Genomic DNA, 23025 nt, shown 5'->3' with positions numbered 1-23025 from the left:
ATATGCAGACGCAGGTCGACTGACCGCATTATGCGGTCATCGGTGGACGTCGGAGTTGGCGGAGCTAAAGACCGCAACGGGCTTCTGTGCCCGCCGCGTAGCGGAGGGTCTGGTAACGGAAATTCTGATGGTATCGCTGTCTGGCGGTGCGGGCCTGTGAACGAAAACGATTGCTGGAGTCGACGGACGCGCCGCGCAAGCCGGTCAGCCCGTACTGACTCCCAGGAAATGGGTGCACGCGGAAGATGCCGGTTCCAACACAGTCCGAAAGATTGCTGAACGAAGGGCTTCCGGATGCAGAGCAGGCTGCCGCAGGTGCTTTTTCCGGCCTCATCACCGACGCCTGGTCGAGGATCGCCGCACGGATGAAGTCGGAGGTCGGGGATGTCGAATACCGCACCTGGCTTCAGCAGATTGTTCCCGGCCCCATAGACGGCGATGAGGTCACACTCCTTTTGCCGACGCGATTCCTTCGTGACTGGGTCCGTGGTCAGTACGGCGATCGTCTCAGTACATTGTGGAATCAGGAAATTCCGGCGATCCGGCGCGTCGAGCTTCAGGTCATGCGTCCGGGCGATATGCCGCCCGCCGCTGTGGACTCCGGCGGGCCGATTTCCGCAACACCCATGGCCGCAGCCCCGGCTGTTTCCACGCCATCCCGTGCCGCTGAGCGCCCGGGTGATGCCCGCTCGGACCTCGCCGCTCCGCTCGATCCGCGCTTCACCTTCGATACCTTCATCGTCGGCAAGCCCAACGAATTCGCTTACGCCTGCGCACGTCGCGTCGCAGAAAAACCGTCCAGCGCCGGATTCAATCCACTTTTCCTCTATGGCGGCGTTGGTCTCGGTAAAACTCACCTCATGCATGCCATCGGCGCCGAGCTTATGCGGGAAGGCCGGATTTCCGTCGCTTATATGTCGGCCGAAAAATTCATGTATCGCTTCATTGCGGCGATCCGTTCCCAGTCCACCGTGGAATTCAAGGACCAGCTCCGCTCTGTCGACGTTCTGATGATTGATGATCTCCAGTTTCTCATCGGCAAGGACAACACCCAGGAAGAGTTCTTTCATACTTTCAATGCCCTCGTGGATGCCGGCCGTCAGATCGTCGTTTCAGCCGACAAATCTCCTTCCGATCTGTCCGGTCTTGAAGATCGTCTCCGTACCCGTCTGGGGTGTGGTATGGTCGCCGATATCCACGCGACAACCTTCGAACTCCGCATCTCGATTCTGGAAGCGAAGGCTGCTGCCTCAGGCGTGACCGTGCCTGCGAAGGTGCTGGAATTTCTCGCCCACAAGATCACCACCAATGTCCGGGAGCTTGAAGGCGCGCTGAATCGTCTTATCGCCCACGCCAATCTCTTTGGGCGGCCGGTTACGCTGGAGTCGACCCAGGAAGTCCTGCACGACATCCTGAAGGCACACGACCGGCGTGTCACCATCGAGGAAATCCAGCGCAAGGTCGCCGAGCACTGGAATATCCGCCTTACCGATATGTCTTCCGCCCGCCGCGCCCGTGCCGTCGCCCGTCCGCGCCAGGTCGCGATGTATCTTGCCAAGCAGCTCACCAGCCGGTCACTTCCGGAAATCGGCCGTAAATTCGGTAACCGCGATCATACTACCGTCATGCATGCCGTCTCCCGCGTTACTGAACTGATGGAACGCGATACCGCTTTCGCCGAAGACGTCGAACTCATGAGACGTATGCTTGAAAGCTGAGATCCGGTAGCAGGGCCGGAAAGGTTCGGCAGGACCACGGCCGGACCGGAGCAGGGCAAACGGACAGCCGGGAAAGGCGGGTCTGAAACACGACGAAGACCCGAAAATTGCGCCTGCCAGCCTTTGCCCCCGTGCCGCTCCCTGTTAAAGTATCCAACCACTTTTCAGCCGGTCAGCATGGCCGGATGGCGCGATCAGTCCGCGCTTCACAGAGGAACAGGCGTCGATGAAGTTTACGGCCGAGCGTGCCACCCTGCTCAAGGCTCTCGCTCATATTCAGAGTGTCGCCGAAAAGCGGAATACCATCCCCATTCTGGCCAATGTGCTGATCGATGCCACCAGCGGTCGTCTTGCTCTCACCGCCACCGACATGGAAATCGCCATCGTCGAGGAAGTGCCCGCCACCATTCATACACCCGGTTCGGCAACAGCCCCCGCTGCTGTCCTTTACGAAATCGTTCGTAAACTTCCCGATGGCAGCGATGTCGAGCTCAGTCATCCCGGAGCGGACTCACAGCTCGATCTCCGTGCCGGTCGCTACGCTACGCGCCTGAACGCCCTGTCCGTCGATGATTTCCCCTCCATGATCGCCGGCGATCTGCCGCACCAGTTCAGACTGAACAGCATGGTTCTGAAATCCCTCATCGACCGCTCGCGTTTTGCAATTTCGACAGAAGAAACCCGTTATTATCTTAACGGTATCTACATGCACGTGGCTGAAGGCGATGCCGGTGGCCTTCTGCGCGCTGTTGCCACAGACGGTCATCGTCTGGCCCGCGTCGAAACTGAAGTGCCAGCCGGCGCGTCTGGTATGCCCGGCGTTATCATTCCCCGTAAAACTGTCGGTGAAATCCGTAAACTTCTTGACGAAGCGCCGGAGGAAGTCGATGTAGCCGTATCCGACACCCGTATTCAGTTTACCGTCGGCCCGATCACCCTGACATCCAAGCTGATCGATGGCACTTTTCCCGAATATCAGCGCGTTATCCCAACGGGTAATAATCGTACACTTCGTGTTGGCAAAAAGGATTTTTCAGATGCTGTTGCCCGTGTCGCTGCCATCAGTCAGGAGCGTTCGCGGCCGGTCAAACTGACTCTTTCCCGCGATCTGCTCATTTTGTCCGCGTCCAGCGCCGATCAGGGTACTGCAAAAGAAGAACTTGACGACAACCGCGTCACCTATGATGGCGAGGATATGGAAATCGGCTTCCAGGCTCGCTATCTCAATGACATCACCGATCAGGTTGCCAGGGATGTCGAATTCGTCTTCGCTGACAGTGCAGCGCCCACCATCGTCCGTGACGTGGACAGTCCTTCGGCACTGTACGTGCTGATGCCAATGCGGGTCTGAAATCCGTTTCAAACGCACAGATCAGCCCGGAGAGAGCCGGGCTACTCCGGCTTCAGCCGATGACACATCTTCTTCGTCTCGTCCTCACAAACTTCCGTAATTACGACCGGCTCGCCTGGGAGCCGGCCTCATCGCCCGTCATCATCACCGGTGATAACGGCAGTGGAAAAACCAACCTTCTCGAAGCCCTCTCACTTCTCACCCCCGGACGCGGTCTCCGCAGCGCACGGACCGCCGATCTCCGCCGTCACCTGCCCGGGACTGATGCCACCGCAACAGGATGGGGTGTCGCCGCCCGCTTCGCCGACCATCGCGGCACATTCGAAATCGCCACCGGCATGGAAGCCGGCCAGGACGGTGCCCGCAAGTTCCTCGTTGACGGTGTTGCCCTCCGCGCCCGCGCCGCAGTGGCAGACTATCTTTCCGCCGTCTGGATCACACCGCAGATGGATCGCCTGTTCGGAGAAAGCGCAAGTGGCAGAAGACGTTTCCTGGACCGTCTCGTTGTCGCCATGGCCCCGCACCACGCCCGTGAACTCGCCGCCTGTGAACGTGCCACCGCCCAGCGTAACCGCATCCTCTCCACCCGGTCCACAGATCCTGCCTGGCTTTCCGGTGTCGAAGACGCCATGGTCCGTCATGGCGTCGCTGTTGTGGCCGCCCGTCAGGAACTCATCACCCGCCTTAACGCCACAGGCGCCGATCCGTCCGGCGCCTTTCCGTCCGCGTTTTTGTCCCTGATCTGTCCTATTGCCAGCCGGCTGGGGACTGAACCGGCTCTCGCGGTGGAAGACTGGCTCCGCGCCGAATTTCGCACCTCACGCGATGCTGACCGTCTTCGCGGCCACGCCGTACTCGGGGCTCACCGCACCGATTTTTCTCTTCAGGATCTGGAAACCGGTCGCCCGGCCAGTGAAGCCAGCACAGGGCAGCAGAAAGCGCTGCTCATCGGCGTGATTCTCGCCCACGCTCGTCTTATGAGTGCGCCGGGTAACATTGCGCCAATGCTCCTTCTCGACGAGCCGCTCGTCCATCTGGACGCTGCTCGACGCGCTGCGCTGCTGAGTATGCTCCTCGATTTCCAGACCCCGGTCCTGCTGACCGGAACCGATCCTGACCCTTTCGCTCCTCTGCGCAAAAAAGCCCTTTTCGTGCGCCTGAATGACGGTGCCCTTGGACCCGATCCGGCCGGCGCAGGAACCGGTTCGCACGCATAACGGCACAGCGTCCCAAAAACGGCTTCATTTTGCGAAAACCGGTGGCAAATCGCGCACTTCCCCGGTCTGCAAGCTGGCCCCGCACCAGCAAAGGGAGTATAAGATCCCGATAATCATTTCAGCACAAAATCACCGGAGCATCCTCCCCGAATGACAGAGTCAGCCACGCCTTCCACACCTGCCGGGAATGATGACTATGGCGCGTCTTCAATCTCGGTTCTCAGGGGGCTGGACGCCGTACGCAAACGCCCCGGTATGTATATCGGCGACACGGATGATGGTTCGGGCCTGCATCACATGGCTTTTGAAATCATCGACAATGCCGTCGATGAAGCCCAGGCTGGCCACGCTACTCATTGCGAACTGACCCTCAATGCAGATGGCAGCGTCACCGTGCGTGACAACGGGCGTGGCATCCCCACCGATATGCATCCGGAAGAGGGTATCAGCGCCGCCGAAGTTGTGCTGACGAAACTGCACGCAGGTGGAAAATTTAACCAGAACTCTTACAAAGTTTCCGGCGGCCTGCATGGTGTCGGTGCCGCTGTTGTCAACGCCCTGTCCGAATGGATGGAAGTCCGTATCTGGCGTAACGGCACCGAGCACATGATTCGCTTCAGTCACGGCGAACGCGTCGCCCCGCTGGTGGAGATCGGGTCCTCGGACGAAGAGCGTGGCACCCAGGTCACCTTTCTGCCAAGCGGACAGACGTTCACGAAAACGATTTTCGAATTTTCCATTCTCGAACGCCGCCTGAGAGAACTGGCTTTTCTCAATTCAGGACTGAAAATCACTTTGCGCGACGCCCGTACGGAGCCCGTCCGTGAGGAGGTCTTTCATTATGACGGCGGACTTATTGCGTTTGTCGAATGGCTTGATCGTTCCCGTGCTCCGATCATCGCGCCGCCCATCTATGGCAGTCTGGAAAACCCGGATAACGGCATTAAGGTCGAGTTCGCACTGACCTGGAACGACAGCTATCACGAAACGATGCTGTGTTTCACAAACAATATCCCGCAGCGTGATGGTGGGTCGCATCTCGCTGGTTTCCGCCAGGCCCTGACGCGCATCGTCGGCAAATACGCGGAAAGTATCGCTAAAAAAGATGCCGCTTCCCTGGTCGGTGATGACATGCGGGAAGGACTCACGGCAGTCCTTTCCGTGAAGGTGCCAGACCCGAAATTCTCTTCGCAGACCAAAGATAAACTCGTCTCGTCGGAAGTGCAGCCCGTCGTTCACACAGCTGCTGCCGATATGATCGGCCACTGGTTCGAAACGCATCCCAAAGAGGCGAAAGTGGTCGTCTCAAAGGTGCTTGACGCCGCCTCTGCCCGTGAGGCCGCCCGTCGGGCCCGTGAACTGACCCGCCGCAAAGGGGTTCTGGATATTTCTTCCCTGCCGGGAAAACTTGCTGACTGCCAGGAACGTGATGCCTCGAAAGCCGAAATCTTTATCGTCGAGGGTGATTCCGCAGGCGGGACCGCCAAGCAGGGCAGAGACCGCCGCTTTCAGGCCATCCTGCCCCTCAAAGGCAAAATCCTGAACGTCGAGCGGGCTCGTTTCGACCGCATGCTCGGCTCAGCCGAAATCGGCACACTCATTACTGCGCTCGGCACCGGCATAGGTCGCGGCGAGGCAGATCAGGGTGGCTTCTCGCTCGAAAAGCTTCGCTATCATCGCATTGTGATTATGACAGACGCCGATGTTGACGGGTCGCATATCCGGACCCTGTTGCTGACGTTCTTCTTCCGGCAGATGCCTGAGCTGATCGAGAAGGGCTATCTTTATATTGCCCAGCCGCCGCTCTACCGTGCCAAGCGCGGCAATGAAGAGCGGTATCTGAAAGATGATGCTGCACTCGAACGCTATCTGCTCGATAAAGCATTGAATAATACCACTCTGACGCTCGGAAATGGCCATATCCTCGAAGGCGACGAACGTGAGGCTGAGATTGCTTTCATGCGCGAAGCCGCAAATGTCATCGCCCGTCTTTCCAGCCGTGTTCCCGGCTGGGTTATAGAACAGGCCGCTATCGCAGGTGTATTCGATGCGGATCGTGACACGGCACAAAGTCGCATCCCCGATCTGCAGAAACGTCTCGATGACGCTTCAGAACCTGCCGAGCGCGGGTGGAAAGTTGTTCTCAGCGATACAGGACTGGAACTGGGGCGTAATGTCCGCGGGATAGGAGAGATGTACCGGATCGACCGGACAACCTTTACCGGCACGGATATTCGCTGGCTGGGACACAATGCCACTCGTCTGATGCGTGATTATGCGCAGGGTATCGTTATTCATCTTGAAAACGGCACGGAATTGCCTGCCTCCGGTCCATCGACAGCTTTCGCCCGGCTGCTGGCCCAGGGGCGAAAGGGCCTCGCCATCAATCGCTTTAAAGGTCTGGGCGAAATGAATGACGAGCAGCTCTGGGATACGACACTCGACCCCGCTGTTCGTACACTGCTTCAGGTCCGGATTTCTGATCTCGAAGAAGCCGGTGAGGTGTTTTCTACCCTTATGGGCGACGTTGTCGAGCCGCGTCGCGACTTCATCGTCGGAAACGCGCTCAAGGTTGCCAATCTCGACGTTTAAGGCAGGATCCGCTTCGGGGGACAGCCCCGAAGCGGATCAAAGGCTTCAGACCGTTACTAAACATTTTACTGGTCGTCAGAACGGGGCAGGAGCAGTCCGCATAAACCAACACCACTTGGAGACCGCAGCTTGATCGTTCAGGATCATCCCTGGTTTTGCGACATGCCAGACGATCTGCGCTATCTGAAGCCGAAAGAGTTTCAGAAGCCCTTCATCGAAAAAACAATGATCTTCATCCTCCCTGATAAACTGAAGGACTTTCGCAGAAACCTCTGGCACGTGCGCAAACGCAAAAATGAGGAGGGTGCTGTCTACATACCGCTCTTTCGCGTGCAGTGTATCCTGGACCGTGATCCTCTTCCGCCCGGTTATCTCGGTCCGTTTAACGTTTATCCATTCTATTCGAAAGTTGCCCGCAATAAACGGCATTATCTCGATTATTACATGCTGTTCGTGTTTGACGGACAGCCGAATTACGCAAAGTTCCGTTCTCTGACAGCATAAATCATATAGTGTCAGGTTCCGCCTGAGCCCGGCAGAATACTGCGCCCGATTTACGAAAGCAAAACGGATTTCAAAGGTTCCTGGTATCCGGAGGATCCGCAGGCAGAGAGCCCTGGGATAAAATCAGTCCAGAAATACAATCGTCTTCCGTCCGTTCAGGATCGCACGCTGCTCGGTATAATACCGCACTGCTCGTGCCAGAACCCGCCGCTCAATATCGCGGCCCTTGCGGATCAGATCCTCGGGCGTGTCCGCATGGCTGATCCGTTCCACATCCTGCTCGATAATCGGTCCTTCATCGAGATCATGCGTCACGAAATGAGCCGTCGCGCCAATCAGTTTTACACCCCGTTCATGCGCCTGATGATACGGCCGCGCCCCCTTGAAGCCAGGCAGAAACGAGTGATGAATATTAATGCAGCGTCCCGATAATTTCGCCGCCATTTCGTTCGACAAAATCTGCATATAGCGCGCCAGCACCACCAGTTCTGTTCCTGTCTCTTCAACCAGTTGCAGAACCAGCGTCTCCTGTACCGCTTTCGTGCTTCCGGTTACAGGCAAATAATGAAACGGAATCCCACAGAAATCGACACCTTCATAAACAGACGCCGGATGATTGGCGATAATCCCAACCGGTTCGATTGCCAGTTCACCCACGCGCCAGCGATAGAGCAGATCGACCAGACAGTGATCGAATTTCGACACCATCAGTATTACCCGTGTCGGACGTGCATTTTCCTTGATCGTCCACGTCATGCCGAACTCAGCCGCCAGCGCCGATATCTCAGGTATCAGGCGCTCTGGTTTCCATCCTTCAAACGGACTGAACACCACCCGCATGAAGAATTTACCACTCTCCGTGTCGTCAAACTGCTGCGCTTCCGTAATGTTCGCACCCAGTTCGAACAGCTTATGCGAAATTGCGGCCACGATCCCCGGCCTGTTAACACAGCTCAGCGTCAGCGTGCGAAACCCGCCGGTTGCGGCAGTGCCGTTTACAGATGCCGCAGACATAAAACTCCCCATGCCGGAAATCCGGTCTCATGATGCAGGAAACTGGCCGCAAACCGGGTACCGATAGCCAATACAGGACCGTCCGTCCACGTTTCGCCCCGCAGTCCGGAATTGATCCAGGACAATGCACAAAAAAATGAGTCATGTCAGACACATGTTATATTTAGCCGCCATGCGTCGAGATGGACATATAACCGGCCCGACGGAAAACGGCCTCACACAGCGAGCCAGACCATGAAATCCCGCATCACAGCCCTCGCGGCGCTTCTCGTCTCCGGATGTTCCTATACGGTCGATCCGCTAAAAAATTATTGCGCCGAACCCGATATCGCCAACGCCATCGTCGCTGTCGCCAACAGCCCGTCACCTCTGCCTGACGTGACCGGTGCACCACCCGCAAGTTCTGCCACAACGTTCAGCAATGGTGCCATTCGTGGCTCGCTGTTCGGCTCTCATTACCAGGCGATGGCCTGCCATGGCACCCTGACCCGTGCCGATGGCTCAAAAGAAGAAGGCATCGCCGTCACCCGCCTTAAAAACGGTCCGAAAGGCTGGCGTGCCCTCTGGCTTGATCCTTCTTCGCCTGATTATTTCCGCGTCTGGCTGACCGATGCTCAGGTTACCGCCTACCGCGACAAACAGACCGCGGATAAGATCGACCGTACGCCCGCTGCCTGTAAACCGTACGCGGAAGACCTGTTCCGTAAAACTGGCCAGACTGGTCTGTCCGAAGACAAACTGCGCAGTACACTCTACACCTGTCTTGCCGCGACCGGGCACAAACCCGCCGCGCTGCCATCAGGTATCAACAGTATAACCACGTCCGCCACGCCGACATTCTATGTTCCGTACTATTTGGACCCGGAAATGGAGATCAGTGGTCTCCAGTTCTACTGAGTCTTTCCGGCCCGGACGTAAAAAATCTTAGCGCAGGCAGGAGAATCCCATGTCCGGACCAAAACTCTTCGAACCCGCAAAAATCGGCGAACTGAACCTCGATAACCGCATCATTATCGCTCCGATGTGCCAGTACTCCGCGATCGACGGCTGTATGACCGACTGGCACCTTATCCATCTCGGTAATCTCGCCCTTTCCGGCTCCGCTCTGCTCACTGTCGAGGCTACTGCCATCACCCCGGAAGGCCGCATCACCGCGCATGATGTCGGTCTCTGGGACGACAAGACCGAAGCCGCCATGGCCCGTACACTCGGCGGCATCCGCGCCGTCTCGGACATCCCGCTCGCCATTCAGCTCGGTCACGCTGGCCGGAAAGCCTCGGTGGAGGTACCCTGGAAAGGCGGGAAACACATCCCGGCCGGTAATCCCGGCGGATGGCAGACCGAAGCCCCATCCGCTATTCCTTTCACCGAAGGCACCGTGCCGCCGCACACGCTCGACAAATCTGATCTCAGCCGCCTCCGTGCCGCGTACTCCGCTGCCGCGAAACGGGCCGCGAATCTCGGCTTCAACGCTGTGCAGCTCCACGCAGCCCACGGCTATCTCATCCACCAGTTTCTCTCACCGCTCTCCAATCAACGGAGTGACGACTATGGTGGTAGTCTGGAAAACCGTCTCCGCTTCCCACTGGAAATTTTCGACACTATCCGTGCGGCTTTCCCGAATGGTCCTGTCACCATCCGCGTTTCCGGAACCGACTGGGTTCCTGGCGGCTGGGATATCGATCAGACCATCGTCCTTGCGAAAGCTCTCGAAACGCGAGGCTGTGACGCCATCCACGTCTCCAGCGGTGGTCTCAGCCCGCAGCAGCAGATCCCCGTCGGTCCCAGTTATCAGGTGCCGCTCGCACGTGCCGTTAAAGCCGAAACGAAGCTTCCCGTCATAGCTGTCGGTCTCATCACCGGTTTTGAGCAGGCCGAAGCTATTGTTTCCACCGGTGACGCCGACTTCGTCGCCCTGGCGAGGACCATTCTCTACGATCCCCGCTGGCCCTGGCACGCCGCCGCCCATCTCGGTGCAAAGGTCAGAGCTCCGAACCAGTATCTCCGCTGCCAGCCTCATACCCTGAAGGAACTCTTCCTGCCTCCGTCCTGATCGATTTCGTTATAATCAGGGACAAAATGATCCGGTTGCGACACGCCGGATCATTTCTCTCAACAGCCGTGTTCCGCTTTTCATTCTTTCGACGTCGTTCCCTGCCAGGAGCGCAACGCGCCGGTGAGCCCGCCGAAGGAGGGTTCAAAGCCCTTGCCAGCGATCCGCAAAAACGCATCAACTTCACTTATCGCGCAACTCATCTGACTGTTTTGTACGCAAAAGCCCTGATCCGTACCTAATTACGGCCACACTCAGCGTTACAGCTATTTCTCAGGGTGCTCGGACGATGGACGCGAAGCCTTCATGGAAGCACACTGCCCGCTATCGCCAGAAGACGGCGCCGGCAGAACCGTCCGCAGCACTCAGCTACCCTGCTTCCCGTCGCCGGCTTCCCCGGCGGGGGTATCCACTGCGGTCTTCCGAACCCTTACCCGCCGGATATGCCGCGCATCAGAGTCCAGAACCCGGAACAGGAAGCCCCCTTCATGGGTAAACACCTCGCCCCGCGTCGGCACATGCCCCGCCAGCCGGAATACCAGCCCGCCAATGGTCTCGATTTCCGCTTCACGTTCGGTCTCCGTCAGAATCGGCCCGAGAACTGTCTCAAACTTTTCCACCGGACACCGTGCGTCAACGTCATAAGAACCGTCCGGACGCTCCACGATCATCGAAGTCGTCGGCTCGTCGTGCTCGTCCGATATATCGCCGACAATCGTCTCAACCAGATCCTCGATCGTTACCAGCCCGTCGATACCGCCATACTCATCGATCACCAGTGCCATATGCATCCGCCGCTGCCGCATCATTAGCAGCAGATCGAGAACCGGCATCTGCGGTGCAATCATCAGTGGCTGTCGCAAAAGCGGCTCCAGCGTGAACGCCTCGCTCGTACCCAGATAGGCAATCAGATCCTTCACATGAATCATGCCGACAATGTCATCGAGCTGTCCGCGATAAACCGGCATCCGGGAATGATTCTCCCGCCGCATCATCGCCAGCGCGTCATCCAGACTGATATCCGCCGACATCGCCACAATGTCCGCCCGCGGAATCATGACATCGTCCGCACTCGTCTCCCGCAGCCGCAGAACATTGGCAATCAGCGCCCGTTCCTGACGATCCAGTTCCGGTGCTTCATCGCCTGAATCCCCGGCCTCCGCCGCTTCCTGAACCAGCGCCGCGATGGAATGACGCAGCCCTTGGTCCTTCCGTCGCCCGAACAGCGAAAACAACCCGCGCTTGCCGCGCCCGTCATGCTTCTCGCCCGAAAATCCGTTTTCAGAACCGCTCATGTCCGTGGCTTCCATGGATTAGGAACACCAATCGTTGACAGCACCCGCGCCTCTTCCATCTCCATCCGCACAGCCTCGCCGGCACCGTGATGGTCATGCCCGTCAAGGTGCAGCACTCCGTGGACCACAAGATGCGCAAGATGATCGGCAACAGGCCGATGTGCCGCCTCTGCCTCGCGACGCACCGTCTCCAGCGCAAGGATAATCTCGCCGCCAGGAAACCCTTCCGGCGGCTCAAAAGTCAGAACATTCGTGGGTTTGTTGCGTCCGCGATGCCGCGCATTCAGCAGCTTCACCACGCGATCCGAAGACAGAACAACCGTCTCCGGAGCAGGGGCTTCCGTTCGCCGACAGGCCGCCGTGCAGGCGCGCCAGACAATCGCTTCCGCGCGCGGAACAAAAGCCCGCCAGCGCACATCCTCAACGATGATCTCAGGACCACCGTCAGAGATTCCAAATTTCCCCTCATTGATAAAAAGAGGGGAGGGGGGAGACCCGTTCCGTCTGGAAGGGTCGCTCTCTGTCGCAGCCGCTAAGCTACAACTTATACTACCTGGCGGTTCCATCTTGCTCCCGGCGGAACCTGTTGCGGGAAGTTTCCCGTTCCGCCGTCTTCCGTTGATCATACGCATCAACAATGCGCGCAACCAGTCTGTGCCGCACCACATCGCTCGCGTCAAAGCGGTTCACGGCAATACCCTGAACCCCTTCCAGCGTGTTCAGCGCGTCCTGAAGCCCGGAAACCGTGCCGGAAGGCAGGTCCACCTGACTCAGATCGCCTGTCACAACCATGCGGGTACCATTGCCCATGCGCGTCAGAAACATCTTCATCTGTGCCGGCGTCGTATTCTGCGCCTCGTCGAGAATCACATAAGCATGAGCCAGTGTCCGCCCGCGCATGAATGCCAGTGGCGCTACTTCGATCTCACCCGTCGCCATCCGCCGGATCACCTGATCGCCCGGCATCATGTCATGCAGCGCGTCATAAAGCGGCCGCAGATACGGATCGATCTTGTCTTTCATGTCTCCCGGAAGAAACCCAAGCCGCTCACCTGCCTCAACCGCCGGTCGCGACAGAATGATCCGGTCCACCTGCCCGGCCTGCAGCATCGCCACCGCCTGCGCCACCGCCAGATAGGTCTTGCCTGTACCCGCAGGACCCACACCGAACACCATTTCCTGACGTGCCAGCATGTCCATATACGCCGCCTGACCCGGCGAGCGTGGCTCGATTGCCCCGCGCTTCGTACGGATCGCCGGCAGATCCGCCAGCACCGGCGCCGGCTCTCCGGCCACGGCGCCTGCGCCCGTAATGCCCGGTGACTGATCTCTCAGCGCGGCATGAATGTCCGACAACCGGATCGCCGCATCGATCTCGCCCGTGTCAATCACCCCGCCACGCTCAGCCCGCCGGTAAAGAGAGGTCAGCGCCGAATGCGCCAGAGCCACCCGGCCCGGATCACCGCTGATCGCCACCCGGTTTCCCCGTCGCGTCAGACGGACACCGAGCGCTTCCTCCAGATGGTGCAGGTGGCGGTCATGATCGCCAACCAGTTGCGCCAGCAACGCGTTATCGCCGAACTGCAGGGTCGTCGGTTTCGACATCCCTGCTCCGGCAAGAGAATGAGTGCCCCTGGTGCGGGGATGCGAGGTTCCGGTGGCTGACAGTTGGGTCAAGCGAGCGCGCACTCCTCGATAAGATGCCCGGCCAGCGAGTTGCTGAGCCGCGTCGTAATCAGCACAGGACGAACCGTGCCAGTCAGATCGTCCGTTCCGTCCACATGAACGGGCTGCAGCCACGGCGACCGCCCGACCATCTGGCCCGGCTTCCGGCCGCGTCCGGTGAACAGAACAGGTGCCACACGATCCACCACGGAACCGTTAAAGTCATCCTGCTGCTCACGCAGAAGCGCCTGCAACGCCTGCAGACGCTGGTCCTTCACATCCTCAGCCACCTGCAGCGGCGCTCCGGCTGCAGGCGTTCCCGGCCGAACGGAATATTTGAACGAATAGGCCAGAGCGAAACCGACATCGCGAATCAGCCGCATCGTGTCCTCGAAATCGGTATCCGTCTCCCCCGGATGCCCGACGATGAAATCGGACGACAGCGCCAGATCCGGCCGCGCCTCGCGCAGCCGATCTGCCAGATGGCGATACTCGTCGGCCGTGTGTCCCCGATTCATCGCTTTCAGGATCGAATCAGACCCTGACTGCACCGGCAGATGCAGAAACGGCATCAGCGCCGGCAGATCGCGGTGCGCCATAATCAGCGCATCGTCCATGTCGCGGGGATGAGACGTCGTGTAGCGAATGCGGTCCAGCCCCGGAATCTCAGCCAGCGCATAAGCCAGCCGCGCCAGTCCCCACACGCCACCATCCGGTCCCTCGCCGTGATACGCATTTACATTCTGCCCAAGCAGCGTGATCTCCCGCACGCCGCCTGCCACCATCCGCCGTGCCTCTGCCAGAACGGACGCAACCGGCCGGCTCGCTTCTGCGCCGCGCGTATAAGGCACGACACAGAAAGAACAGAACTTGTCACAGCCTTCCTGCACAGTCAGAAAAGCCGAAACGTTGGCCGCTGTCTGCGGAGCCGCGTCCTCCGGCAGAAAATCAAATTTCTGCTCGGCCGGAAAATCCGTATCGATCACAGATCCGCCAGCCCGCGCTGCCCGCGCCACCATCTCCGGCAACCGGTGATAGGTCTGCGGCCCCAGCACGATATCCACATAAGGCGCGCGTTTCAGAATCTGCTCGCCCTCGGCCTGGGCCACACAACCCGCAACCGCCAGAACCGTGCTCCGTCCTTCCGCCTTCCGCTCATCCTTGATCACCCGCAGCCGGCCAAGTTCGGAAAAAACCTTCTCCGCCGCCCGGTCACGAATATGACAGGTGTTAAGAATGATCATGTCAGCGTCAGCAGGATTGTCGACCGGCCCGTAGCCGAGCGGCCGGAGCACATCCGTCATCCGCGCGCTGTCATACACGTTCATCTGACAACCCCAGGTGATCATATGCAGCCTCCGACGAACCCCGTCCGCCCGAGCCGCAGGGGAAAGGGACACATCCCGCGTGTCAGATTTGTCAGAAGGGAGGGAGAAGTCAGTCGTCACAGATCAGGCTCGTTCCGGCATGTCGCCGGACCATTCCGCACGACGGAACGGAGAAATCATGCGTGCTGCCGCCCCGGTCAAGACCCCGTCCTGGTCAGGGGTGAAAAACCGGAGTCATAAACAACCGCCACGTCAGAACGGAAAGAGCAGGAACCTGCCAGCACCGGGCCTCCTCACAAGAGACACAAAACCCGGTCCGCCCGGGCCTCGTAAGACAATATCATCAGGCAAAGGATGGACGAGTCCTGTCAAGTGAAGCTTTATCACTTCCACGGATATCCGCTGCCGGAGAGGCTGGTTTCAGCTCCCATTCCGGCGCTACGGGCTGCACATTCTGCCGAAGCTCCGCCGCCCCGCTGGTCACCGCCCGCCAGGTCGCCTGAGCCAGCGCTTTCCGACTCGGAAAATCATCCGGATCCAGCGGCGGATGCAGCAGAACCGATGCCCGCATCGAGCGCCACTTCACGAGTTGCCAGAGATGCGGGCCAAGCTCCATGTCACCGTACCAGGCAAAAACAGGGCGTCGCGCCCGACCGATCGGCAACCCGTCAAGCTGGTCATAAACCACGGAAACCGGCTGGATCAGCGGCACCATTCCCGGCGGAAATGTAATTCCCACTTCCTGCGCATCCGCATTCCGCAATCTCGGTGGTTTCGCGATTGCAAAAAACGCCGACATGAACGGCAGCACGCGCGACCCGTCCGAGGATGTTCCCTCCGGGAACAGCACCAGATTATCGCCCTCCGCCAGCCGCGAAATCATCTCATCACGCTCGCGCCCGGTCGTATTGCGCTGCCTGCTCACAAAAATCGTGCGTCCGATCTTCGACACCAGTCCCATGATCGGCCAGTGCTCGATATCGCCTTTCGCGACAAACACTGACGGTAAAATCGTCCCCAGAACCGGCACATCCAGCCACGTCGAGTGATTCGACACATAAATCACCGGCCGGTCGCCGCGCGCCCGCGCTCTCGCACCGCCAACCGTGCCCGCACGCCGGCCAATCACGTTGAGCTTCAGTGACAGCAGCTTACAGATCACGCCCCAGATCACCCTGGTCCAGCGAATCTTCGCTGTTCCGGGCACCAGAAGCAGACATGCCTCAAAACCCACCGATGTCGGGACCCAGACAGCGATCGCTGCCAGGCGCGCAGCTCCCCGCAACCGCCTGTACAGACTGCGCGCTGCTGCTTCCCGCTCGCGGATATCAATGCGGTCCAGCTCGTTAGGATCAATCCTGAAAGGCGGAGTGCGGCGTTTCAGCAGAGGGACTTTCATAAGCGCCCCGACTGCAACAAAATCATACGGCCCGCCATCAGGCGCGGGCAAAGAAAAGCCAGATTCATGCTTTCTCATACATCCAAACAGCGGAAGACGACAACGCATGGGAAAGGCAGGCAAAAAATCGTATGAAAAGACGGATTTTTCCGTGTAAACGGCCTCGCTTTAAAGCACTTTCATGCCATTAAGAACCCGATGAGAGGACGCCTTTCCCTTGCCGGGCTCAGCGGTCAGCCCCACGCGGTGCCATTCCGCTTCCGTCAATCTGTATTCCCGTGCCGCAAACAGGGAGGCACGGTGCTGATGAACGGCCCTCTGGTTGCGCCTCGCCTCGTTGTCCTGCGGAGTGCTCACGCCCGAACGTTTATTCTTCTTTTCGCTGCAACGGCGCTTGCTCCGTTCATTGCCCAGAACGCATCCGGCAAAACAAAGCAAGCCACGACAAAAACCGTTGCCCCGACCGGTCCGACTTTGCCCTACACAACGACGATCACTCCCACGAAAAACGCTGACCTCGATTCCGCGCTCACAGCATCCTCGGATCTGCTGGGTTTGCAGAAAACTCACGCCGTTGGCCCGTTTGCCCTCGCCGGACGGATTCGCAGCGAATACGCCCGCATGACCACCGCGCTGGAGAGCTTCGGATATTACGAAGGCCACGTGACCGTCACCGTCAGAAGACCCAAAACCGCCAGAACCCCGCCTGATCTTCAGATGGACGGTAACGACATCAACCTTCCGCAATGGCTCAGCAGCATTCCCGCCGGTGAAACCCTTGCGATCGAAGTCTCCGCAATTCCGGGACCACTCTATCACCTCGGTAAAGTCAGTCTTGTCTCGCCGGACAGAAAACAGCCGGTTACCATCTCCCCCGATGAACAGACCGCTTTTGGTCTGAAATCCGGTGATCCTGCCATTGCTTCCACCGTGCTTGGCGCCGGAGATGCCCTCGCCGGTAAACTTCAGGAGGAAGGGCATCCGCTGGCCAGTGTCGATGCGCCGACAGCATATCTCCGCCCGGCCACCCGAACCCTGGACCTGACCTTTCCGATCTCTGTCGGTCCGAAAGCCGATATCGGAAACATCACTCTGAACGGTCTTGGCAGAACAAAACCCGCTTTCATCCGCCGACGCCTTACCGTTAGTCCCGGCCAGCTCTACCAGCCATCGAAAATCGAAAACGCCCGGCAGGATCTCGCCTCTCTCGGCATCTTTTCCACCGTGGGGGTCAAGGATGCCTCCAGACTTGCCCCCGATGGCACCATGCCGCTCGCCTTTAATTTTAAGGAAGCCAAACTGCGCTCCGTCGGAGCCGAAATCGGATATTCCACCGACCTCGGTGGCCGGGTCGGGGCCACATGGACGCATTACAACCTGTTCGGCAATGCCGAGCGCCTGCGTCTGACCGCTCTCGTCACCGGCCTCGGCGGTTCCGCCCAGCAAGGTCTCGGTTACGACATCTACGCCGACCTCTTCAAACCCGACTTTCCGGGACGCAACCAGAACGCCAGCTTTCGCCTGGAAGGACTAAAACAGGATTTCTATTCCTATCGCCAGACCGCGCTTATCGCCCGCGCCGGCATCGTCCGCCGCCTCAACAGGCACTGGAATGTGTCCTATGGGCTCGCCGCGGAACAGGAAAAAATCGAGCAGTTCTGGATCACCAGAGATTACACCATGATTTTCGCCCCTCTCTCGGCGAATTTCGATAACACCGACCTGGCTTCGCCTCTGCTGCCCGCGACCCGTGGCTGGCGTGTCTCCCTCAGCGCTACCCCGTCCGCATCCTTCGATCAGGGCACTTCCTTCTTCGCCCTGCTGCAGGCCAACGCCTCAACCTATGTCGATCTCGCCCGTACCGGCCTGACCAGACCCGGACGCAGCGTCTTCGCCTTCCGCGCCATCGTCGGCAGTGTCCAGGGAGCCTCAACACTCGATATCCCACCCGATCAGCGGCTTTACGGTGGCGGCACTGCCACCATTCGCGGTTTCCGCTACCAGGGCGTCGGCCCTCAGTTCGCCGGAACCAAATATGCCATCGGCGGTACCTCGCTCGATGCCGGCACCGTCGAATTTCGCCAGCGTATCCTGAAAAGCTTCGGCGCCGCCGCTTTCATCGACGCAGGCCAGGTCGGTTCCGGCAGTTCGCCCTTTACCGGCAAGCTTCGTGTCGGCGCAGGAGGAGGCGCCCGCTACTTTACCCCCATCGGTCCCATCCGCCTCGATATCGCCGTGCCGCTTAACCGGCCGCCACGCGGTGACAAATGGGAACTCTATATCGGTCTGGGAGAAACCTTCTGATGCCTGCGGATCAGAACGAGACATTCCGGAACGGGCAGCAGAATCCACCTGACCGCATGGTCCCGCCCGCGCCACGGACCCCGGCAAAACCCCGCCGCTCCTGGCCACGTCGTATCGCAAAAGGCGCAGGCATCGCTGCAGCTTCGGTCGCAGGCCTCGCCGTGCTTACAGTCGGTATTGTTCTCGTCGGCGCGAACACAAATCCCGGCCGTCACTTCCTCGAACGCCAGACCGCTTCGCTCACCGGCAATACCGTCCTCATCACCGGCCTGAAAGGCCGCTTCCCCGACGCACTCCATGTCGGGCGCATCGAACTGCGCGACACAAAAGGCGTCTGGCTGACCATTGAGAATCTCGAATTCGACTGGTCGCCTCTGCGCATGATCGGCCGCACCGCCCGCGTCGATTTCGTCAGCGCCGACCGCCTCGCCATCCCGCGGCTACCATATTCGGACCCGAACCAGCCTGCCGCTCCGTCCACCGGCCCCACGAAAACCGGTCTCTCCATCGATATCCGCAAAGTCGATGCCCGTCGCATCGAAGTCGGTGCTCCACTCGCTGGTATCCCGGCCGTGCTCGCCCTCAAAGGCCATGCCGCTCTCCCGAACCTCGACGCCCTGCTCAACAGCCCGTCCTTCAGAAACCTTCCTGTCTCGGACATCGCGATCGATCTCCGCCGCCTCGATGCCGCCGGAACTCTGACCCTCGCAGCAAAGACCGACACAAAACATGTCAACCTGAAGCTTAACGCCCAGGACGGCAAAGACGGCATCGTCGCCGGTATGACTCACATGCCAGACCTTGCCCCTGTCGCTCTGGCCATGACCCTGAACGGCCCTACCGACAACGCCGCACTGGATCTGAATGCCGACGCCGGAAACATCTCCGCCACCATTGACGGCAAACTGAACCTTCTGGCCAGCACAGCAAACATCACCGCAAATCTGACCGCCCCGGCCATGACCCCCGGCCCGACACTCAGCTGGCAGGCCGCAAGCCTCACCGCGAAGCTCAGTGGTCCTTTTACCGCACCTGCCGGCACTGCCGACCTCACCCTCGACCGCGTCGTCGCGGGTGGCACGCAACTCGGTGCTCTCAGCGCCCATTTCGACGGAATGGGGCAGGGCGATCAGATCGATCTCCTGCACCTGCACGCCACTGCCTCCGGTCTTCGCATCCCTGGCGGCAACCCGACCCTGCTCGCCAGCGCGCCCCTCCTGCTCGACGTCACTTACGCCCCGAACGATTCCACACGCCGCGCCACGCTCAGCGTCAGCCACCCGCTGCTGGAACTTGATGCCGACGCCGCGACAAAGCCCTCCGTCAAAGGCAACGCAAAACTCACCCTTCCGGACCTCGCGCCGTTCGCCGCCATGGGTGGTCAGAAACTCGGCGGCCATACCGCCCTGACCGCCGCGTTTGCCCTGCCGGATAAATCCGATCCGGCCCATCCCGGTGACACAACGACCCTCAGCCTGAACGGAGATATCGCCGCCCTCACCGGGCTCGAACAGGCCGTCAAAATGATCGGTCCCAACGGCAAGCTCGCCGCCCACGCCTCCATGAAAGAAAGCGGGCAGGGCGACCGCACGATTCATCTCGACACCTTCGCCCTGGACGGCAAAGCCCTCCACTTCACGGCGGGTGGCAACGTCATCCGGACAGCAGACAGATCGGGAGAAAAAGCCGCCGAAAAGACCACCGGCAAAATCGGCGGCAATACGACAGTCGACGCTCAGGCCAGCCTGACTCTGTCCGCCCTCGCCGCCGTTGCGAAGACTCTGCGTGGTGACGCGAAACTTGACCTCACAGCCACAGGTCCCATCGACGATCTCGCTGCAAAAGCACATCTCGCCAGCGATTTCGGTACCGCCACCATGCCGAAAGCCCCGGTCACGCTGGATGCCGACGTCGCCCACCTGCCTGCGACACCGCAGGGCCACATCACAGCCAGCGGCACCATTGACCGTGCCCCGCTCGCCCTCGACGCCACAGTCGCTCAGGACACCGGGGGCACCCGCCATCTCACTCTGACTAAACTGGACTGGAACAGCGTCCACGGCGCCGGCAAACTCGATCTTCCGTCGAAACGCAAAATTCCGCTCGGCACCCTTGATCTGCACGTCGCCCGCCTGGCCGACCTGCGCAACCTTATCGGCCAGCCCATCTCCGGTGCGCTCAATGCTTCTCTGAAAACCACAGCCGCCACCGACAGCGCCCCCGTCAAAGCCGCCATCGACGTGTCCGGCAATGCAGCCATGGCTCCCTACAGCATCGGCTCCATCAAACTCACCGGCACCATTACCGATCCGGAAGGCACTCCCGACACCAGCCTTGCCCTGGTTCTCGACAGAGTAGCAGCGCCCTCAGTCGCCGGCAGCCTCAGCGCCACCGTCAAAGGCCCGCAGACCGCGCTCGCCACCACCGCTCAGGCCCGTTTCTCCGAACTCTACGGCGCGCCTGGCACGCTCGACCTTGCCGCCGTCGCGAGCATCCCGGCTCAGAGCGTCAAAATCAGCCGTCTGACCGGCACGGCCAAAGGCGAAAATCTCCAGCTCCAGGCTCCTGCCACTGTTTCATACGGAAAAACCATGGGCGTCGATCGCCTGCGCGCCACTCTCGCACCGAAAGGGATCACTCCGGCTTCGATCGACATCGCCGGAACCGCCAAACCCGCTCTGAACCTCACCGCGTCTGTCAAAAACGTCACGCCCGCCCTCGCGCAGCCCTTCGCACCCACGCTCCACGCCGCCGGGACCCTCTCCGCCGACGCAAAGCTCAGCGGAACCCTCGAAGCTCCACGCGGTACTGTCTCTCTCACTGGGAGGGACCTGCACATGACCACCGGCGACGCCGCCTCGCTGGCGCCCGCCCGGATCGACGCCACCGCTGACCTTGCCGGCGCCACAGCCCGTATCGATGCCCACGCCAGCGCCGGACCGAAACTGAATCTCGAAGCCAGCGGTACCGTACCCACCTCAAAAACCGGCCCCATCGGCCTCCGGACGAATGGTAATCTCGATCTTTCGCTCGCCAACGCCATCCTTGGCGCCAGCGGTCGCCAGGCGCTCGGTCAGGTGAACTACGCCCTTAATATCGCCGGCACCATCGCCAGCCCCGAAGCCACCGGCACCGTCACGCTGCATAATGGCGATATCCAGGATTTTGCCCAGGGCCTCCACCTCCAGGACATCGATGCCGCCATCGTTGCCCGGCACGACAGTCTCGTCATTCAGTCCTTCGTCGCCCATACCGGAAAAGATGGCACCATCAGCCTCAGCGGCAGCGTCGGCGCGTTCGCCCCAGGCATGCCGGTCGACCTGCATCTGACCGCAAACAAGGCTCAGCCCGTCGCCAGCGATCTGCTGACCGCTCTGATCAACGCCGACATCGCTATCAGGGGCCAGGCCGACACCCGCGTCGATGTCGCCGGCCAGATCACGCTTCCGCATGTGGAAATCAATATTCCCAATTCGATGCCCGGCTCGGTCGCGACCCTCAACGTTGTCCGCCCGGGTGACAAACCGCCGGACGAGACACAGAAGACCAGCAGCCGCGTCATCGGTCTCGACCTGAAACTGACCTCGCCCGGCGAATTCTTCGTCCGCGGTCACGGCCTCGATGCCGAGATGGCCGGCAATCTCCATATCGGCGGAACGGCTGCCACCCCCAGTATCGAAGGCGGTTTCGATATGCGCAGTGGTCTGTTCAGCTTTGGTGGTGTCACCCTGAACTTCACGCGCGGCCGCGTCGGTTTCAACGGAACCGGCGTCAAACACAAACTCGACCCGACGCTCGATTTCGAAGCCGACCGTAATGTCGAAGGCCAGACCGCCATGCTGAAGGTGACCGGTTACGCCAGCAACCCGAAAATCGCTTTTGAATCCATCCCGCAACTCCCGCAGGATCAGATCCTCGCAATGCTGCTCTTCGGGACGGATTCCCACTCCCTGTCGACCACCCAGATGGCCGAAATCGGCGCCGCTCTCGCCACCCTCGCCGGCGGCTCCGGTTTCGATCCTCTCGGCACGGTACGCAAAACCCTTGGCCTCGACCGCCTCGCCATCGGTGGCGGCTCCGGTGTTAATAACGGCGGCACCAGTATCGAAGCCGGTAAATACGTCATGAAAGGTGTCTATGTCGGCGCCAAACAGGCCACCTCAGGCTCCGGAACCCAGGCTCAGGTCCAGGTTGATCTCACAAAACATCTGAAACTTAACACCACCGTCGGAACCGGAGGCAATGTCACCGGGTTCACCACCCCGGAAAACGACCCAGGCAGCAGCGTCGGCCTCCTCTGGCAGTACCGTTACTGACGCTCTTCCGGAAGCAGGCGCTGACGGAACCCTCTTCTCGTTTCTGTTCGGGCGGCGTCTCTCATCATTTATCTGAGATAAATTTATCCAGCAGGGCGTCGTCCTTATCACCAGATATGTTCGTTTTCAGTAAGTTATCGCGGCCGAGGATCTGGCAGCACAGCCACGCGCGGTGTCATGTCATTCACGCTATTGACAAAGCCGTCGCGCGCATGTCTTTCATCCGCCCCTGTGAATCGCCCGTAAAGCGATACATGGTTTTTAATGCG

At 59.9% G+C, this 23025-nt stretch carries 15 protein-coding genes; 9 read left to right on the top strand and 6 right to left on the bottom strand.

The genetic code is table 11. The features are described 5' to 3' along the window. Positions 1-245: 245 nt before the first annotated feature. The 5 genes from dnaA (at position 246) to GOB93_RS03675 (ending at position 7382) form a co-directional block, all read left to right on the top strand. Positions 246-1718 carry a chromosomal replication initiator protein DnaA gene (dnaA, locus tag GOB93_RS03695; protein ID WP_173582176.1) on the top strand — a complete coding sequence of 491 codons (1473 nt, stop codon included), beginning with the start codon at positions 246-248 and terminating at the stop codon, positions 1716-1718. A 226-nt stretch (positions 1719-1944) separates the two neighbouring features. After that, positions 1945-3069: a DNA polymerase III subunit beta gene (gene dnaN, locus GOB93_RS03690; protein ID WP_173582175.1), complete on the top strand. Its 1125-nt coding sequence runs from the start codon at positions 1945-1947 to the stop codon at positions 3067-3069. A gap of 59 nt (positions 3070-3128) precedes the next feature. After that, positions 3129-4286 (top strand): DNA replication/repair protein RecF, encoded by a 1158-nt coding sequence (gene recF, locus GOB93_RS03685; protein WP_173582174.1) that lies wholly within the window; start codon positions 3129-3131, stop codon positions 4284-4286. 150 nt (positions 4287-4436) lie between these two features. Next, on the top strand, positions 4437-6878 hold the full coding sequence (gene gyrB, locus GOB93_RS03680; RefSeq protein WP_173582173.1) for a DNA topoisomerase (ATP-hydrolyzing) subunit B: 2442 nt from the start codon (positions 4437-4439) through the stop codon (positions 6876-6878). A gap of 129 nt (positions 6879-7007) precedes the next feature. Next, on the top strand, positions 7008-7382 hold the full coding sequence (locus tag GOB93_RS03675) for a hypothetical protein (RefSeq protein WP_173582172.1): 375 nt from the start codon (positions 7008-7010) through the stop codon (positions 7380-7382). A 123-nt stretch (positions 7383-7505) separates the two neighbouring features. Here GOB93_RS03675 and purU read toward each other — a convergent pair whose 3' ends face one another. Then, complete coding sequence (gene purU / locus GOB93_RS03670; protein ID WP_173582171.1) at positions 7506-8396, bottom strand: formyltetrahydrofolate deformylase; 891 nt, start codon at positions 8394-8396, stop codon at positions 7506-7508. Positions 8397-8630: 234 nt separating this feature from the next. Here purU and GOB93_RS03665 point away from each other — a divergent pair, with 234 nt between their 5' ends. Both GOB93_RS03665 and GOB93_RS03660 read left to right on the top strand, forming a co-directional pair. Further along, positions 8631-9293 carry a hypothetical protein gene (locus GOB93_RS03665; RefSeq protein ID WP_173582170.1) on the top strand — a complete coding sequence of 221 codons (663 nt, stop codon included), beginning with the start codon at positions 8631-8633 and terminating at the stop codon, positions 9291-9293. Positions 9294-9342: 49 nt separating this feature from the next. Further along, positions 9343-10449, top strand: coding sequence for an NADH:flavin oxidoreductase/NADH oxidase (locus tag GOB93_RS03660; protein ID WP_173582169.1), 1107 nt, complete (start codon positions 9343-9345; stop codon positions 10447-10449). 365 nt (positions 10450-10814) lie between these two features. Here the strand turns inward: GOB93_RS03660 and GOB93_RS03655 are convergent, their stop codons facing one another. The 5 genes from GOB93_RS03655 to GOB93_RS03635 all read right to left on the bottom strand — a co-directional run bounded on the left by GOB93_RS03655 (position 10815) and on the right by GOB93_RS03635 (position 16136). Then, complete coding sequence (locus tag GOB93_RS03655; protein WP_173582168.1) at positions 10815-11759, bottom strand: hemolysin family protein; 945 nt, start codon at positions 11757-11759, stop codon at positions 10815-10817. Further along, on the bottom strand, positions 11741-12310 hold the full coding sequence (gene ybeY / locus GOB93_RS03650) for an rRNA maturation RNase YbeY (RefSeq protein WP_173582167.1): 570 nt from the start codon (positions 12308-12310) through the stop codon (positions 11741-11743). Before ybeY ends, GOB93_RS03655 begins: the two co-directional genes overlap by 19 nt. After that, positions 12294-13349 (bottom strand): PhoH family protein, encoded by a 1056-nt coding sequence (locus GOB93_RS03645; protein WP_173582237.1) that lies wholly within the window; start codon positions 13347-13349, stop codon positions 12294-12296. The genes ybeY and GOB93_RS03645 overlap by 17 nt, the downstream gene beginning before the upstream one ends. 68 nt (positions 13350-13417) lie before the next feature. Beyond that, positions 13418-14758, bottom strand: a complete 1341-nt coding sequence (gene miaB / locus GOB93_RS03640; RefSeq protein ID WP_173582166.1) for a tRNA (N6-isopentenyl adenosine(37)-C2)-methylthiotransferase MiaB — start codon at positions 14756-14758, stop codon at positions 13418-13420. A gap of 322 nt (positions 14759-15080) precedes the next feature. After that, on the bottom strand, positions 15081-16136 hold the full coding sequence (locus tag GOB93_RS03635) for a lysophospholipid acyltransferase family protein (RefSeq protein ID WP_173582165.1): 1056 nt from the start codon (positions 16134-16136) through the stop codon (positions 15081-15083). 306 nt (positions 16137-16442) lie between these two features. Here GOB93_RS03635 and GOB93_RS03630 point away from each other — a divergent pair, with 306 nt between their 5' ends. Together GOB93_RS03630 and GOB93_RS03625 are read left to right on the top strand one after the other, a co-directional pair. After that, positions 16443-18440: an autotransporter assembly complex protein TamA gene (locus tag GOB93_RS03630; RefSeq protein ID WP_173582164.1), complete on the top strand. Its 1998-nt coding sequence runs from the start codon at positions 16443-16445 to the stop codon at positions 18438-18440. Continuing rightward, a complete protein-coding gene (locus tag GOB93_RS03625; RefSeq protein ID WP_408742339.1) occupies positions 18440-22756 on the top strand; it encodes a translocation/assembly module TamB domain-containing protein in 4317 nt (1438 codons plus the stop codon). The genes GOB93_RS03630 and GOB93_RS03625 overlap by 1 nt, the downstream gene beginning before the upstream one ends. The last annotated feature ends 269 nt before the right edge of the window (positions 22757-23025 follow it).

The sequence above is a fragment of the Acetobacter musti genome, from assembly GCF_011516835.1.
In the GTDB taxonomy this organism is placed as follows: Bacteria; Pseudomonadota; Alphaproteobacteria; order Acetobacterales; family Acetobacteraceae; genus Acetobacter; species Acetobacter musti.
This window is presented reverse-complemented; position numbering and strand designations above follow the sequence as displayed.

Coding starts and splice junctions, on each gene's coding strand:
- miaB (WP_173582166.1), bottom strand. CDS start 14,758: ATGATCACCTGGGGTTGTCAGATGAACGTGTATGACAGCGCGCGGATG.
- GOB93_RS03630 (WP_173582164.1), top strand. CDS start 16,443: ATGAACGGCCCTCTGGTTGCGCCTCGCCTCGTTGTCCTGCGGAGTGCT.
- recF (WP_173582174.1), top strand. CDS start 3,129: ATGACACATCTTCTTCGTCTCGTCCTCACAAACTTCCGTAATTACGAC.
- dnaA (WP_173582176.1), top strand. CDS start 246: ATGCCGGTTCCAACACAGTCCGAAAGATTGCTGAACGAAGGGCTTCCG.
- GOB93_RS03655 (WP_173582168.1), bottom strand. CDS start 11,759: ATGGAAGCCACGGACATGAGCGGTTCTGAAAACGGATTTTCGGGCGAG.
- ybeY (WP_173582167.1), bottom strand. CDS start 12,310: ATGGAACCGCCAGGTAGTATAAGTTGTAGCTTAGCGGCTGCGACAGAG.
- dnaN (WP_173582175.1), top strand. CDS start 1,945: ATGAAGTTTACGGCCGAGCGTGCCACCCTGCTCAAGGCTCTCGCTCAT.
- purU (WP_173582171.1), bottom strand. CDS start 8,396: ATGTCTGCGGCATCTGTAAACGGCACTGCCGCAACCGGCGGGTTTCGC.
- gyrB (WP_173582173.1), top strand. CDS start 4,437: ATGACAGAGTCAGCCACGCCTTCCACACCTGCCGGGAATGATGACTAT.
- GOB93_RS03660 (WP_173582169.1), top strand. CDS start 9,343: ATGTCCGGACCAAAACTCTTCGAACCCGCAAAAATCGGCGAACTGAAC.
- GOB93_RS03665 (WP_173582170.1), top strand. CDS start 8,631: ATGAAATCCCGCATCACAGCCCTCGCGGCGCTTCTCGTCTCCGGATGT.
- GOB93_RS03625 (WP_408742339.1), top strand. CDS start 18,440: ATGCCTGCGGATCAGAACGAGACATTCCGGAACGGGCAGCAGAATCCA.
- GOB93_RS03645 (WP_173582237.1), bottom strand. CDS start 13,349: ATGTCGAAACCGACGACCCTGCAGTTCGGCGATAACGCGTTGCTGGCG.
- GOB93_RS03635 (WP_173582165.1), bottom strand. CDS start 16,136: ATGAAAGTCCCTCTGCTGAAACGCCGCACTCCGCCTTTCAGGATTGAT.